Source organism: Acinetobacter sp. YH12134, from assembly GCF_013418555.1.
Classification (GTDB): domain Bacteria; phylum Pseudomonadota; class Gammaproteobacteria; order Pseudomonadales; family Moraxellaceae; genus Acinetobacter; species Acinetobacter indicus.
The window spans coordinates 130,542-145,488 of sequence record NZ_VPBT01000001.1; the positions used below are offsets into that span (position 1 = coordinate 130,542).

At 45.5% G+C, this 14,947-nt stretch carries 11 protein-coding genes; 7 read left to right on the plus strand and 4 right to left on the minus strand.

All coding sequences use genetic code 11. The features are described 5' to 3' along the window. From FTU69_RS00625 to FTU69_RS00635, 3 genes are read left to right on the plus strand one after another with little or no spacing between them, the layout of a single operon-like run. Window positions 1–654, plus strand: a complete 654-nt coding sequence (locus FTU69_RS00625; RefSeq protein ID WP_005179550.1) for a hypothetical protein — start codon at window positions 1–3, stop codon at window positions 652–654. A 27-nt stretch (window positions 655–681) separates the two neighbouring features. Further along, entirely contained in the window at window positions 682–2,937 is a 2,256-nt protein-coding gene (locus FTU69_RS00630; protein WP_180103334.1) for a DUF6160 family protein, read from the plus strand. 29 nt (window positions 2,938–2,966) lie between these two features. Then, window positions 2,967–4,385 carry a hypothetical protein gene (locus FTU69_RS00635; RefSeq protein WP_104487472.1) on the plus strand — a complete coding sequence of 473 codons (1,419 nt, stop codon included), beginning with the start codon at window positions 2,967–2,969 and terminating at the stop codon, window positions 4,383–4,385. A gap of 54 nt (window positions 4,386–4,439) precedes the next feature. Here FTU69_RS00635 and FTU69_RS00640 read toward each other — a convergent pair whose 3' ends face one another. The 4 genes from FTU69_RS00640 to FTU69_RS00655 all read right to left on the minus strand — a co-directional run bounded on the left by FTU69_RS00640 (window position 4,440) and on the right by FTU69_RS00655 (window position 11,157). Beyond that, window positions 4,440–6,155, minus strand: coding sequence for a proline--tRNA ligase (locus FTU69_RS00640; protein WP_104488691.1), 1,716 nt, complete (start codon window positions 6,153–6,155; stop codon window positions 4,440–4,442). 97 nt (window positions 6,156–6,252) lie between these two features. Beyond that, complete coding sequence (locus FTU69_RS00645) at window positions 6,253–9,357, minus strand: efflux RND transporter permease subunit (RefSeq protein ID WP_180103335.1); 3,105 nt, start codon at window positions 9,355–9,357, stop codon at window positions 6,253–6,255. Between the two features lie 6 nt (window positions 9,358–9,363). Beyond that, window positions 9,364–10,509, minus strand: coding sequence for an efflux RND transporter periplasmic adaptor subunit (locus FTU69_RS00650; protein WP_180103336.1), 1,146 nt, complete (start codon window positions 10,507–10,509; stop codon window positions 9,364–9,366). A gap of 54 nt (window positions 10,510–10,563) precedes the next feature. Beyond that, window positions 10,564–11,157 (minus strand): hypothetical protein, encoded by a 594-nt coding sequence (locus FTU69_RS00655; RefSeq protein WP_171525083.1) that lies wholly within the window; start codon window positions 11,155–11,157, stop codon window positions 10,564–10,566. Between the two features lie 329 nt (window positions 11,158–11,486). Between FTU69_RS00655 and pilG the strand changes: the two genes are divergently transcribed. The 4 genes from pilG to FTU69_RS00675 are packed head-to-tail and all read left to right on the plus strand — an operon-like array spanning window position 11,487 to window position 14,913. Next, entirely contained in the window at window positions 11,487–11,870 is a 384-nt protein-coding gene (pilG, locus tag FTU69_RS00660) for a twitching motility response regulator PilG (protein WP_005179541.1), read from the plus strand. 16 nt (window positions 11,871–11,886) lie between these two features. Then, complete coding sequence (locus tag FTU69_RS00665; RefSeq protein ID WP_005179539.1) at window positions 11,887–12,255, plus strand: PleD family two-component system response regulator; 369 nt, start codon at window positions 11,887–11,889, stop codon at window positions 12,253–12,255. Between the two features lie 3 nt (window positions 12,256–12,258). Next, window positions 12,259–12,795 (plus strand): chemotaxis protein CheW, encoded by a 537-nt coding sequence (locus FTU69_RS00670; RefSeq protein WP_005179538.1) that lies wholly within the window; start codon window positions 12,259–12,261, stop codon window positions 12,793–12,795. A gap of 45 nt (window positions 12,796–12,840) precedes the next feature. Continuing rightward, entirely contained in the window at window positions 12,841–14,913 is a 2,073-nt protein-coding gene (locus tag FTU69_RS00675; RefSeq protein ID WP_180103337.1) for a methyl-accepting chemotaxis protein, read from the plus strand. Window positions 14,914–14,947: the final 34 nt, after the last annotated feature.

Consider the following 14,947-nt stretch of genomic DNA (forward strand, 5'->3'; position numbering starts at 1 on the left):
ATGCTGAAAAAAATCTGCTTTCCACTGGCTCTTTGTGTCAGCACATTCAGTTCTGCTCAACTGGTCAGTTTAAATCAAGATGAACTGTTAAATACGGTCGGGCAGGGCGGTGCCGATTTAAGCTGGACGCTTTCTTTAAACCATAAATATGCCAATGACATGAGTCTCAAGAATATTTCCGAACTCAGTAATGGTGAGGTCACTACGGCAAATTATCAGTATGAATGTAGCAATGATGTGTTATGCCGTTTTGCTTTTTCTCCCAATAATCATCGTGATGAAAATGGTCAGAAGTGGCTGGTGTTTAAACAGATTCAAGGCACGATTCAGATTGATAAATTCTCCTTGGAAGGCACCACCATTATTAATAAGGATAAAAATCCACAAACAGCGATGCTGCTTAAATTTTATGATCAGCATCCTCTGAAAATCAGGAATCTAGGTTTTGCGAGTCTGGCGGTTGAGTCAGGTAATGAAGGTTATTTAAACAATACCCGATATACCACCTATAACAATGGTTCTCAGGTTCCTTCATTTGATCAGGGACAGGAACAGGGATTTATGGGACTGAATGTTCATGGCAACTTGCATCTGTCAGGAGATATCAAAATTTTCAGTTATAACTGCTCAGGAGCTGCAACCAGCCGCTGTTAAGCGTTGGGATTTCAAAAGGACATTGAAATGAATAAAACAATAAAATTAAATGTACTTGCCTTATCTATCTGTTTAGCTCAGCAGGCATATGCACTACAGCCTATTTCTGATCGTAGTCTCAGTCAGGTGACAGGGCAGGATGGTATTTCTATTACCCATGAAGTTTCGAAGGTGACAATTGATCAATTGAACTGGGTGGACTATCACAATACCGGAAGTATGAAACTGGGGATGCATGATATTGAAGTGCTCAGCTCGGGGGGGCAGAATATTAAAAGTACCCTTGATGTTGACGTTGGTACCACAGCCAATGGTGTCGGCATGCATATCCAGGCGAGTATTTCACCATTTAAATCTACGGTTCAGAACATCATGCTCATTTGTGAGCCGAACTGTGGTGATAACCAAACGGATCAGAACCTGGGGTCTTTAAGCTTTCATACTATTTCACCACTACGTTTTAACTTAATTACCAGTAATGGATTATTTAACCGAAATGATCTGGCTCATTTAGATTTTGAGCTTAAAAATGCCAGTATTTCTTATGGTCTAAATGGCCAGAACCTGACCTTAAAAGATTTTAACTTTAACTTGTCTGCAGATGGGTATATGTATTTGGATCAGGATGAAGGGATTGTGCTGGCAACTAAAAACAGTCCTACTGGCCAAGACCATATTGTAAATTTAGGACGGGTAGAAGATCTGACCAATGTATCCGATAACCGGTCAGGAGCAACCAATCCAGGGGTGAATATCGATTTACGTTATGGTCCAGAGGGAAGCCAGAATAACCTGATTCGTATGGGAGCTTCTGGAGCAGTGACCAATGGTAAGCTCTTTATTAATGCCAACCAGGCTGGAATTGGGAAGTTTAATACGGTTAGTCGTAATTCAGGCGATTTGACTGAAACAACACGGCAAGCCGGTGGTTATGATATAGCCGGTCCGGGTGGTTTACATCTGGGTATGTCTGCCGAATTTACCCGAGAAGGCAACCCGCTACTCAATGGCAGGGCTCCGACTACACTCGAGATTGGGCATACAGGTACAGGCAGCTATGCAATTGAATTTTCTAACTTATCGCCACTTGCAGTACGTGATAGTAATAATGTTGATGACTTGACTAAACGCAACGCCTATATTGATTTTGGTGATATTTTTATTAATACCGTTCAGGCCAAATCTTTAAACTTTATTATCAATGAGAATATGCAAAAGGTGCTGGGCAGTAATACTCTAGAATTGATTTATAACATTAGCCCTGATCAGAATGCACAGAATTTAGCGCTTATTGCGGTGCGAGGCATGGACTTTCAGGCCATCGCGCGTAAGGCCAGATTCATTTCAGATAACTCGATTGATGCCATTACCGCAACTTCTGGCGAGTGGGGGATTGGTATTCCAATCTTTAACTTAAATACCAACCTGGCTTTGTATGCAAAAAATTATAGTCGTAATGGTGTTGACCGTTCTGGTTTAGGCTATAACCTGGCACTTTCGACGGAAGGCTATGGTATTGACCAGAAAACAGGCGCACCAAGTACAACCTCTATTCTGATTATTGATGGTGCGACCGGTAAATACAGTGGTGAAGAAGTCAACTATTATGCGGGCCTAAGAAATATAGATGCGTACCTGAAATCGGATGGGGTGATTGGTTTTGAAGAAGATGGCATTTATGTCAAGGCAGATAACTTGCTGCTGGCTGCAAAAGCTGAAATTGCAATTGGTCAGTTGCCTGGCTCTTTATATAACTGTGCTGAAGTGGAGTGTCAGAACCGAGTAGTTCCTATCGATAACTTTGCCAGAAAAGATGACATCTTGGCTTCTTTAGCCTTCAAGCTTGATGGTAAAGGTGAACTTATGATTATTCCTGGTCTTGAGTCCACGAACGCCACACCCGATACTAATTTTTTATCTTTAAAAGCAAATTTTGAATTTAATCCGATTGCAGAGACAGATAAAGATAATCCAAGTGTTTTGGGCAGTTATATCAGCCTGATTAATGAAGACTGGAATGGCGTCGGGACTAAAACCTCTAGTGTAAATTTAAACAAATTGCAAGGTCATGTCGGTTTAGATGCCCGTGTTCTAGTGAAACAAGATACGGTGGTCTTAGATAATCAGGTGAACTTTAATTATAAAGCGACAATGCAGCCTGGATTGGGACAAGCTTTTAAAGCAGAAATGGCGATGTCTCCATCTGGAACGATGCAAAAAATTGCTGATTTTGCCATTCCTGGTGGCAATATGCGTAGCACTTTAGGGATCACACCACGCTAAGTAGATGAAATTGGCTTAAGGATTTGAGTATGAAAAAAACAATAATGTGGGCTCTTATAGGTTCAGCTTTATCCATGACGAACACAAGTCATGCCTTATCTGTGCTTGAAGATGCTGAATTATCGGATGTGACAGGACAGGCTCTATTTTCTGTCGTGAAAGAGACAGATGCTAGTCAAGGTTTAGATTTTTTTAAACTGGGAATTGATGCTGAGTTATCACTAAATGCCAATATTAAATCCTTGCAACTTGGCTGTGGCGGTGAAAATGGTGCGGGTGCTTGTGATATTGATATCTCTGCACTGTCATTGGGCTGTGTGGTGGGCGCGAGTGGAAATTGTATTACCTTACCTACCAATATTGCAGGACAGCCCAAAGGCCAAGATTTTGATAACAGTTTAAGTAATCAAAAAGAGTTAAGAGATTTTGTCTTAACGAATCCCTTTTTCCAATTTGCGATCAAAGGAGGCGACCAAGCTGCAACTCGTGAAGTGGTCGGGGTAAGAGTGGGTGCGGATAAAGCCCAAGGCCCGATGAGCATTGGTGCTATGAATAATTTTAGTGGTTATTTAACTGGAATCAATAATTTATATATTCAGGCACAAACCAATGTGGCGGTTACCTGTAAGCAGGGAACAGCAAACTGTTCCGATGCAGATGCTTCAAAGTATTCTCAAGATTTCGTTGGTGATTATGGTCCTCTTGCTGGTGGGAAAAAGCAACAATATGAAGCAAGTGCATATTTAGGGGTTAAAAATGCTGAAATCCTTAATCTTCTTTTTGGTTCTGTAACTGTGGAATATCGTGACCAGACGATTAATACAGCAGCAGCTCAACGGGAAAACTTAGGTATTGTCGCAAACGGAAATCGTATGACCCAAGTACAAATCCATGGTTTGCAATTAGGAAGCTTGGTCGATGAAGTTGTACAAAATCTGACAATTAACCAAATGTGTACCGGTCATGATCCTGGCAAGTGTAGTGCTATTGGTACAGAAACGATTGGAAATACGTTATTGCCTTTATTACGTACAGGAATTCAAATTTATATGAAACAGGAAACATTAAAAGGTTTAAATCTTCCTGTTCCTGAGCAAGGTACTTTGGAGCTGGATGGTGCTTATAGTACTAAACTCACCAATTTATTAAATGCCTATGTCTTGCCTTATAATTTAGGCAATGTACATCAAATTGATGTTGACTCTAACTTGTTTGGTATTGCCTTAACTTCTTTAGGGAATGGTATTCGTTTCCCTGGTTTTGCTGAGGATGCAAAAGCAACCAAGGGATGGTCAATGTATTTAGAAGATGCTTTTACGATTAATATTAATCAGCCTTTAACTACCTTAATGTCCAATATTGTACAAACCGGTTTGGCTGCTCAAGGGAATATTACAATGCTTGAGCAACCATACCGTAATTGCTATGGTAGTATGAAATTCTGCTAAGCCTTAAAACTAAAAAATCCCGCTGAAGCGGGATTTTTTATATACAAAGACTTATTATTTTGCGAGCTTCGCCAATAACTCATCTTTGCTTAAGTTGGTTGATTCAGCATCACGGCGACCTTTATATTCAAAAGTACCCGCATCTAAGCCTTTTTCACCAATCACAATACGGTGTGGAATACCGGTTAACTCCAGATCAGAGAATTTCACTCCTGGGCGTTCATTACGGTCATCCAGTAGTACATCATAACCGGCAGCACTTAATTCTGCATATAAGGCTTCCGCAGCTTCTAATGTACGCGGTGACTTATGTGCATTCATTGGTACAATTGCGACTTCAAACGGAGCAATGGCAGCTGGCCAGATAATCCCTTTCTCATCATAATTCTGTTCAATTGCAGAAGCCACGACACGGGTCACACCAATACCATAACAGCCCATGGTTACTACAAATGGTTTGCCATCTTCGCCTAACACTTTACAGTTCAGTGCTTCAGAATATTTTTGACCCAGCTGGAAAATATGGCCCACTTCAATTCCGCGTTTAATTTGAAGTACACCTTTACCATCTGGAGATGGATCGCCTTCCACTACATTACGTAGGTCATAGACTTCAGTAAACTGTGCATCACGTTCCCAGTTCACACCTGTTGTGTGTTGATCTGCGACGTTAGCACCTGCAACAAAGTCAGACAAGACAGAAGCAGCACGATCGACAATCACAGTCATGCCTTTTTCAACTAGACCTTGTGGACCCACAAAACCAGCGGTCAGACCCAGTGCAGCAATTTGCTCTTCAGTGGCGAAGGTTAATGGCGCTGCAATTAAAGGATGCTTTTCAGCTTTAATTTCATTCAGTTCATGGTCGCCGCGCAGGAACAGGGCAATCACCGGAACAGTGCCATTTTCATCGGCAATGCCTTGTACCAGTAAAGCTTTAACAGAATGCGCAGGATCAGTACCGAGGAAGCTTGATACATCCGCGATGGTCTTTTGATTTGGAGTATCTACAACAGTTAAGGCTTGGCTTGGCGCTGCGCGCTCACCGACCAGAATCGCTTCCGCCATTTCAATATTGGCTGCGTAATCCGATTCAGTCGAGAAGGCGATATCATCTTCACCGCTGTCTGCCAGAACGTGGAATTCATGGGAACCTGAACCACCAATTGAGCCGGTATCGGCCTGTACCGGACGGAAATCCAGACCAAGACGGCTAAAGATACGGCAGTAGGTGTCATACATGACATCATAGGTTTCTTGCAAAGAAGCCTGATCAACGTGGAAAGAATAGGCATCTTTCATGATGAATTCACGTGAACGCATCACCCCGAAACGTGGACGGATTTCGTCACGGAATTTGGTCTGAATCTGATAGAAGTTCATTGGCAGCTGTTTGTAACTTTTCAGCTCAGTGCGTGCCAGATCGGTAATCACTTCTTCATGGGTTGGGCCCAGCACAAACGGGTTGTTGTGACGGTCGGTAAAACGCAGTAATTCCGGACCATATTGCACATAACGGCCTGATTCTTCCCATAACGATGCAGGCTGGGTCACCGGCATAAAGGTTTCTAAAGCGCCGGCGCGGTTCATTTCTTCACGGACAATCGCTTCGACTTTATTTAATACGCGTACCCCCATCGGCAACCAGGTATACAGACCTGAAGCCAATTTACGGATCATCCCCGCACGTAACATGAGCTGATGTGAAATCACTTCAGCATCATTTGGGGTTTCTCTTAACGTAGCAAACAAAAAGCGACTCGCGCGCATGGAAACTGTCCTGATAATTAATCATGAAAGCAGAGATTATACGATAAAAAAATGAGGTGAACATTCGGAATGTCACCTCATTGTGTTTTCTTCTGGCTCAAGACATCAGTTTGCGGCTTTGGCGCAGCATGAAATTCTTGAAATCATCCAGATAGGTGAAGATGACGGGCACCACCACCAGCGTGAGCAGGGTCGAGGTAATCACCCCGCCAATTACCGCATGGGCCATGGGCGCACTCTGTTCGCCGCCTTCACCCAGACCGAGTGCCAGCGGGACCATGCCCATTACCATGGCAGACGTGGTCATTAGAATCGGGCGTAAACGGGTTTTACCGGCCTGAATAATCGCCTCATAACGCGGCTCACCTCTGTCCATGGCCTTTTTAATAAAGTCGATCAGCAGGATGGCGTTCTTGGTGACCAGTCCCATCAGCATGATAATCCCGATAATCGAGAACAGGTTCATGGTGGAGTTCAGCAGGAACAGCGCCAAAAACACCCCAATCAGCGACAGTGGCAACGAGGCCATAATCGCAGCTGGGTGAATAAAGCTGTTAAATTGCGAGCCCAGCACAATATAAATAAACACAATCGACAGGGTGATGGCGGTCAGTGCATAACCTGCGGACTCAGCCATATCGGCATTGGAACCTTGGGTATCGAAGCTGTAACCCGGCGGCAATTCAAAGTTATTTTGAATGGCTTCAATGTCCCGGCCAATATCACCAGCTGGGCGACCTGCGGTATTGGCTTCGACCAGAACCTCACGGGCCAGATCACGACGGTTAATCTGTGAAGCGCCGAGGTTTTCTTCAAAGCTGGCCACACTGGCCAACGGCACCAGAATGGCTTGACCATTGGCATCGGTTTTTTGTGAGGTCAGCGACATTTGCTGGACATCACCCGGCAGGCTGCGGCGGTCTTCAGTCAGACGGACATTTACATCATAGGTTTCGCCGTTTTCATCTTGCCAGGTGGTGACATCATCGCCGGCAATCAGCGGACGAATCACGTTGGCAATCTGGTTCACAGACAGGCCTAAATCACTGGCCAGTACCCGGTTGATTTGCACTTCCAGTGTCGGTTTCGGTTCTTTCAAGGAGCTTTCCAGATCGACAATACCGTCTACCTTGGCAATTTCCAGCATAAAGCGGTCAGAAATCTGTTGTAGCTGGTTTAAATCCGGCCCTTTAATCGAAATCATCACCGGTTTTTGCCCGCCCGATACGGTTTCATCTGCCGAGGCCACCGAGGTGACGCGAATGCCAGCCACGGTTTGCAGCCGTTCACGGAATTCATTGTTCAGCTCGGTTAGGGTCTGTTTACGCTCATTGCGCGGTGTAACCCTCACGCGTAAATTGACATGGTTTTTACCGCGGTCAGTCAGACTGTTAACCGAACCATAGGTAGAAATAACCTGTGGATGCTGGCGAATAATCTGATCGACCTGTTTCAGTTTGGCCTGTGAATATTCCAGCGAGGCATCCACCGGAGTTTCAAATTTAATGCGGATTTCACCTTTGTCCGGTACCGGTACAAATTCGGTACCAATCAGTTTGGATAAACCGAGTGCGCCAAATAACGAGGCTACGGCAATCAGCAGGGTAATCAGGCGGAAGCGTAAGGCCAGTTTCAGCAGCTTTTCATAGACATGACTGAGATTGTCCAGTTTGGTGGAAATCCAGTTCAGAAAACGTTTCACCCGGCCTGGCTGTTTGTTGGGGTTCTTACGCTCGGCCCAGTGTGCCGACAGCATCGGGTCCAGGGTAAAGCTGACAAACATGGAAATTAAAACTGCGGTACTGACCGTGACCCCAAACTGATAGAAGAAACGGCCAATAATCCCGCCCATAAAGGCCACCGGCAGGAATACCGCGACAATGGTCAGGGTGGTGGCCAGAACTGCCAGACCAATTTCTTTGGTACCATCCAGCGCTGCGCTAACATGATCTTTGCCCATGTCGGCATGACGGACAATATTTTCCCGCACCACAATCGCGTCATCAATCAGCAGACCAATACTTAAAGACAGGGCCAGCAAGGTCATCATGTTGATGGTAAAACCAAAGGCCCAGATAAAGGTCAATGTGCCGAGCAGGGCAATTGGCAGGGTCAGGCCGGTAATGGCGGTGGAGCGGAACGAGCCTAAAAACAGCAGGACGATCAGTACTGCCAGTGCTGCACCTTCAATAATGGTGCGGGCCACATCACGGATACTGCCGCGAATGCCTTTGGAACTGTCGACCACCACTTTGGCTGTGGTGCCCTCAGGCAATTGTTGCTGAAGGTCATCCAGCACTTTATAGGTGTTATCGACCACCTCAATGACATTAGAATCTGAACTGCGCAGAATATCCACCGCAACCGCAGTTTTGCCATCTAAAAAGGCACTGGACTCTAGCTCGGCCTGGCTATCCTGAATGTCAGCGACCTGTTTCAGATAAATCGGTGCACCATTTTTATTGGCAATAATTAGGTCCCCAAAGGCCAGCGGATGGATAACCTTGGAGTTAATTTCAACCACCAGCTCGCTGTTGGCCTGTTTCAGGGTGCCGCCCGGCACTTCAACATTTTCTGCTTTTAGGGTGTTGATGACCTGATCTACGCCAATCCCGAAACTTTGCAGTTTTTCTGGTTGTACTTCAATCCGGATCTGGCGCTGTGCATCACCGAGTAAATTGACTGTTCCCACTCCTGGTACGGTGCGCAGTTGCGGTACAATGCGCTGGTCCAGATAAGCACTTAAATCACGCAGTGACATCTGCTCGGATTCAAACACAATCGACATAATCGCGTTGGCCGTCGGGTCGTAGCGCTCCACCACCGGGTCCTGGATTTCATCGCGGAATTCGGCAGTGACACTGGCAATTTTATCGCGTACATCCTGCGCTGCTACGGCAGAAGATACATCCAGATTGAACTCGGCAATAATGGTGGAAAGGCCCTCACTGGACTGGGAAATCACCTGTTTGAGACCGGAAATGGTGTTGATCTGATCTTCCATTTTCTTGGTAATTTCAGATTCAACCGTTTCCGGCGAGGCGCCCGGATAGTTGGTATAGACCACCACAAACGGAAAGTCGACATCCGGAAATTCTTCAACGCCCATACGCTGCCAGGAAGCCAGGCCCAGCACCATCAGACACAGCATCATCATGACTGTAAAAACGGGATATTTGACACTAATTCGGGTAAACCACATAGTTTTCTATCCTGAGGCGTTTTCGGCGGTCTGGCTGATGCTGACCGGTTGCTGTTCATTCTGCGGACTAAATTTGACCCGACTCACTAAATCGCTGGCCTGCAATCCGCTTACAATAGCGGTATTGTCACTATAGCGCTGCTCGAGCACGTGAATATCGACCCGGACAATCTTGTTCTGGCGAATGACCCAGACATAAGGTTTGTTTTGTATATCCTGAATGGTGTCTAAAGGAATCAGCTGACCAGAAATCGAGTTGGACGAAATAATATTGCCTTCAACAAAGGCGCCGATGCTGAGCGAGTTGATGGATTCATTGGGTGTGGCAAAAAACTCGATCTGACGGCTGGCCAGATCGGCAATCGGGGAGACCCGGCTTAAGGTGGCGGTCAGTTGGGCCGGATTGCCCTGAATTTTATATTCAATCTTTTGGCCGACCTTGAGCGCAGACTGCTGGTCACTTGGCAGTTTGGCCTGAATTTCCAGCCGGTCCGGATTAACAATTTCAAACAGGGTCTGGCCGGCAGAAACCGTCTGGCCAGGTTCGACCTGACGCTGGGTAATCACCCCGCTAATCGGGCTGAGAATGGTGCCATCACGGTCGGCTTTTTCGGCAATATCGACGTTGGCCTGCTGGGCACGGACATTTTCCAGCTGGGCACGATAATCGACCTGACTTTGTTCATATTCAACTTTGGAAATAAAGCCCTGATTCAGCAGGCGACGTTTACGCTCCATCATCACCCGGGCCTGATTGGCTTGTGCCTGCGTGGAGGCAAGGTTGGCGCGTGCTTGCGCCAGACGTGCGGCATTATCCTGATTGTTTAAACGGACCAGCACCTGACCTTTGCTAACCCGCTGACCCACTTGCGCATTGACTGCACTGGCGGTGGCAGTGACCTGTGCCTGAATGCTACTGTGTTGTACGGCACGAATAGTGCCGGTAAAGGCAGATTTGGACACCGAGTCGCCGGTTTGCACGGCCACCACATCATCCTGAATCAGTTCAATGGTTTCTGGTTTGCTACGGGCCTGTTCCGGTTCTGAGTTCTGGCAGGCGGTCAGCAGCAGGCACAGGCAAAGTGTACTGAGGCCGAGTAGGGGCGTACGAAAACGGGTAGAAGTATGTGATATACGCGGTGCTGGTCGCATGCATATTTATCCTTATTTTTCTTGTCACATGACAATTCAATTAAAAACTTCACTTTATTCAAGTGCTTTCAAGCGAGTAATAATTCTGTCGTATTCTGCCTGTGTTTTTCGATAGCTCGTTTGTAACGATTGAATCTGCTGTCTTTTCTGATTTAAGTTGGTCAGGTTGTTATTTAAATTGTTTTTCAGCTGTTCCGGGACCGGTTTGACTTTGCGCAGATATTCCATTTCCTGACGTTTAAACACAATCCGGTCATTCTGTAATTGTTTTAACTGTTCCTGCTGAAAGGCAATCTGCTTTTTAATATGTGCCAGCGCATTGTCACGTTGCTGGGTAGCAATATGACTGTTGGTATAGGCCTGTTTTAGTTTTAAATCCTGCTCGCGCTGACGGGCCTGCGCGGCACGTTGTGGCGCCTGACGGGCATCGGTTTCGCTATTATAGGGACGCGCACGCTGAATCACCTGCATGTTGCGGTCCAGTGCTTCATAGCCATAGCGGATATGGTTTGGCGTAACATTGCTGCTGATATTGGCCACGCCGTTTTTATCGTAGTAGCGATACCACGCCGGCTTGTTGTCGGTATTGGCAGACAGCTGTCCTATCTGTAAAGCCAGCAGCAGGCCCAGCAACGATTTACTGAACAATGATGTATGCGCCCTTTTTGTGAGAGCTTTTTGAAAAAAAGTACGCACAAGCTTCCCCGAGATAAAGTTGACTAATTTACTTATTTTTAAGTCTTTAAACTGTTATATTAGACCAGAATCAGAAATTTAAAAAATACAATAGACAAAAAAAAATCAATGGTCATGGAAAAGTGTGAAGCAGTTATACAAAGTTTCTATAAAGTGTAGGTTTGGGCAAAAACTGTTCATTGAAACCTAAAGTAAAGATATGTTAAAAATAACCATAATTATGTAAATAAAATTCTACTACACCGAATTGCTTGTACAAACAAAATGGGAAGGGTCATTAAATGGACGATAAACTCCAAAATCTAAAAGTCATGGTGATTGATGATTCAAAAACCATTCGTCGTACAGCTGAAACTTTATTACAGCGTGAAGGCTATGAAGTGGTCACTGCCGTCGACGGTTTTGAAGCATTGTCTAAAATTGCCGATGCAAATCCGGATATCGTTTTTGTTGACATCATGATGCCACGTCTAGATGGCTATCAAACCTGCGCATTAATTAAAAACTCGCAAAACTACCAGAATATTCCAGTCATCATGCTGTCCAGTAAAGATGGTCTGTTCGATCAGGCCAAAGGCCGCGTGGTGGGTTCAGATGAATATTTAACCAAACCTTTTAGTAAAGATGAGCTTTTAAACGCGATTCGTAATCACGTAAGCGCATAACTCGGGGAATATAAAGATGGCACGTATTTTAATTGTAGATGATTCTCCAACAGAAACATTCCGCTTCAAAGAAATTCTGACCAAGCATGGTTTTGAAGTGCTTGAAGCAGCCAATGGTGCAGACGGGGTGACCATGGCACAGGCCGAGCTTCCTGACTTGGTGCTGATGGATGTGGTGATGCCGGGTGTAAACGGTTTCCAGGCGACCCGTCAAATTGCCCGTGGGGATACCACCAAGCATATTCCAATTGTGATCGTGAGTACCAAAGACCAAGCCACTGACCGCGTTTGGGGGAAACGTCAGGGTGCCAGCGATTATCTGACTAAACCTGTAGATGAACAACAATTAATAGATGTTATTAATCAACACCTGAATGCAGGATAACTTATGGCCGCAAATGGATTTATCGAATTACTTCGGTTGTCTAAACGGGGAAATAAAAACTACGTTACAACTGAAAATGAAGTAAACCGATGGTCTGGCATTGCGTTTGAGATGATGGGGCAATATTTCGTTGCCCCGTTGGGGGAAGTCACTGAGGTTATCTATCCACCAAAATATACGCCGGTACCCAACACCCAGAACTGGGTCATGGGGCTGGCCAATATCCGGGGCCGATTACTCTCAGTTTCAGACTTGGCACATTATGTTTCTGGACATAGCAGTGCTTATTCACCGACTCAAAAAGTAATGTGTATTAGTCATCAAGACCATTATGTCGGTTTGGTTGTAGATCAAGTTTTGGGGATCCAACACTTTAATAAGAAAAGTTTCTTTTCTAAACACAATGATTTAGATAGTAATTTACAAGAATATTGTCAGGGGTATTTCCACCAGCATAACCAGCAATGGCATATTTTCTTATTTAGTCGTTTATTGCAAAACCCAAAATTTATGAACGCATCTATAAAATTTATAAATTAACTATCGCGTACGCATATATAAAGGCGAAAATCGGGGAGAAGCTGCATGGGCTTTAAACTTAAAAAGAAAAACTCAGGCGATGGAACCAACCGCAAAAGCGGTTCGGCATCAGTCGCAAAATTACAGACGCAAATTGACCAGTTTGCGGGTGTATTCGGTGATACCAATAAATCAAAGCCACTTATTTTCATTGCCGCAGTTGCGCTGTTGGTCTCGATTATCAGTCTTTTGTCTTTATTCTATAGCGTACCGCGTACCAACCAGTTAACCCAGAGTCTGGGTGAATTGCGTTTGTTATCGCAGACCATTTCACGTCAGGCCACTGAAGCCACTGCTTCAGGCACCAAAGAATCGATCCAGAAGCTGACCCAGTCACAACAAAGCTTTAAAGACAACCTGGAAACGGTAAAAGATATTAGCAGTAACTCGGCCGAGCTGGAAAAAGTCGAAGCCGACTGGGCCAAAGTTTCTCAGAATATTGATACGATCAGCTCGCAACAGGCCATTATTAGCAAACTGTATGACACCAACATCGCGATCAGTGAAACCATTCCGGGGATTCAGGCTGAATATAACCTGATGGTTGACCAGATGGCACGACAGGACATGCCAAGTAGCCAGGTGGTTATTGCCAAGAACCAGGTGTTCATTGCAGAACGTATCCTGCGTTCAATCAGCTCGGTATTAACCGGTTCAGAAAACTCGCGTGAATCTGCCGATGACTTCAGTGCCGATACCGAAACATTCGGTGCTTACTTAAATGCCCAGCTGAACGGTAGTGCAGAGCTCGGTGTACAGCGTATTGCTGACCCAGGCCTACGTGAAGCTTTAGAAGGCATCCAGTTTGAATATGATGACGTTTTAAAATCTGCATCGGCAACGGTATTAAATAACTCGGCGCAGATTGTACGTGTACGTCAGGCTGCATCGGACATTTTCAGTCAGTCAGATGAGCTGTTAAACCAGTTAAACAAATTATCCAGCGGTGCAGGCCCGGCAGTCATTATTCCGGCCGTACTGTTAATTGCCAGCTTATTGGTCTTCCTGGTACTGGTATTCAAATTACTGACTTTACGTAGTCAATCCGATAAACAACGTGTAACCCGTCTGCAAGACGAATATGACCGTAACCAGAACGCGATTTTACGTTTACTGGATGAAATTGCCGACCTGGCGGATGGTGACTTACGTTCATACGCGACCGTATCGGAAGACTTTACCGGTGCGATTGCCGACTCGATTAACTTCGCAATTGACCAGTTACGTGACCTGGTATCGCGTATTCATGAAACTTCTCACGAAGTAGCGCGTTATACCGCCAATACTCAGGAAATTACCAACCAGCTAGCCGAAGCATCTGAACACCAGGCGCAGGAAATTGCCGGTGCATCTGCCGCGATTAACGAAATGGCGATGTCGATTGACCAGGTATCTGCCAACGCCGAAGAATCTGCAGCGGTTGCGGAACGTTCAGTACAAATTGCATCGAATGGTGCGGAAGTTGTAAACCGTTCAATTCAGGGTATGGATATCATTCGTGAGCAGATTCAGGAAACCTCGAAACGTATTAAACGTCTGGGTGAATCTTCGCAGGAAATTGGTAACATCGTTGCCCTGATTAACGATATTGCCGACCAGACCAACATTCTGGCCTTAAACGCAGCAATTCAGGCATCGATGGCTGGTGAAGCAGGTCGTGGTTTCGCGGTCGTAGCCGACGAAGTACAACGTCTTGCGGAACGTTCAGCATCTGCAACCAAGCAGATTGAAACCCTGGTTAAAACCATTCAGACCGATACCAACGAAGCGGTAATTTCGATGGAACAAACCACCTCTGAGGTTGTTCGTGGTGCGAACTTGACCAAGGATGCCGGTGTGGCACTGGATGAAATTCAGACGGTATCGAATAACCTGGCGAAACTGATTGCCAACATTTCTGACGCTGCGAAACTGCAGTCGGCTTCGGCGGGTCATATTGCGACCACGATGAACGTTGTACAGGAAATTACGTCGCAAACCACGACAGCAACCTTCGATACGGCACGTTCGGTTTCTGAACTGGCCAGCATGGCGGAATCATTACGTGAATCTGTAACCGACTTTAAACTTCCGGACTAAGGAAGCCACAGAGAGCTTCTTTCGGGAAGCTCTC

What these genes read in the sequence shown, in the direction of transcription:
- FTU69_RS00625 (WP_005179550.1), top strand. Translation starts at nt 1, where the DNA reads ATGCTGAAAAAAATCTGCTTTCCACTGGCTCTTTGTGTCAGCACATTC.
- FTU69_RS00650 (WP_180103336.1), bottom strand. Translation starts at nt 10,509, where the DNA reads ATGCGACCAGCACCGCGTATATCACATACTTCTACCCGTTTTCGTACG.
- FTU69_RS00665 (WP_005179539.1), top strand. Translation starts at nt 11,887, where the DNA reads ATGGCACGTATTTTAATTGTAGATGATTCTCCAACAGAAACATTCCGC.
- FTU69_RS00670 (WP_005179538.1), top strand. Translation starts at nt 12,259, where the DNA reads ATGGCCGCAAATGGATTTATCGAATTACTTCGGTTGTCTAAACGGGGA.
- FTU69_RS00645 (WP_180103335.1), bottom strand. Translation starts at nt 9,357, where the DNA reads ATGTGGTTTACCCGAATTAGTGTCAAATATCCCGTTTTTACAGTCATG.
- FTU69_RS00640 (WP_104488691.1), bottom strand. Translation starts at nt 6,155, where the DNA reads ATGCGCGCGAGTCGCTTTTTGTTTGCTACGTTAAGAGAAACCCCAAAT.
- FTU69_RS00635 (WP_104487472.1), top strand. Translation starts at nt 2,967, where the DNA reads ATGAAAAAAACAATAATGTGGGCTCTTATAGGTTCAGCTTTATCCATG.
- FTU69_RS00675 (WP_180103337.1), top strand. Translation starts at nt 12,841, where the DNA reads ATGGGCTTTAAACTTAAAAAGAAAAACTCAGGCGATGGAACCAACCGC.
- pilG (WP_005179541.1), top strand. Translation starts at nt 11,487, where the DNA reads ATGGACGATAAACTCCAAAATCTAAAAGTCATGGTGATTGATGATTCA.
- FTU69_RS00630 (WP_180103334.1), top strand. Translation starts at nt 682, where the DNA reads ATGAATAAAACAATAAAATTAAATGTACTTGCCTTATCTATCTGTTTA.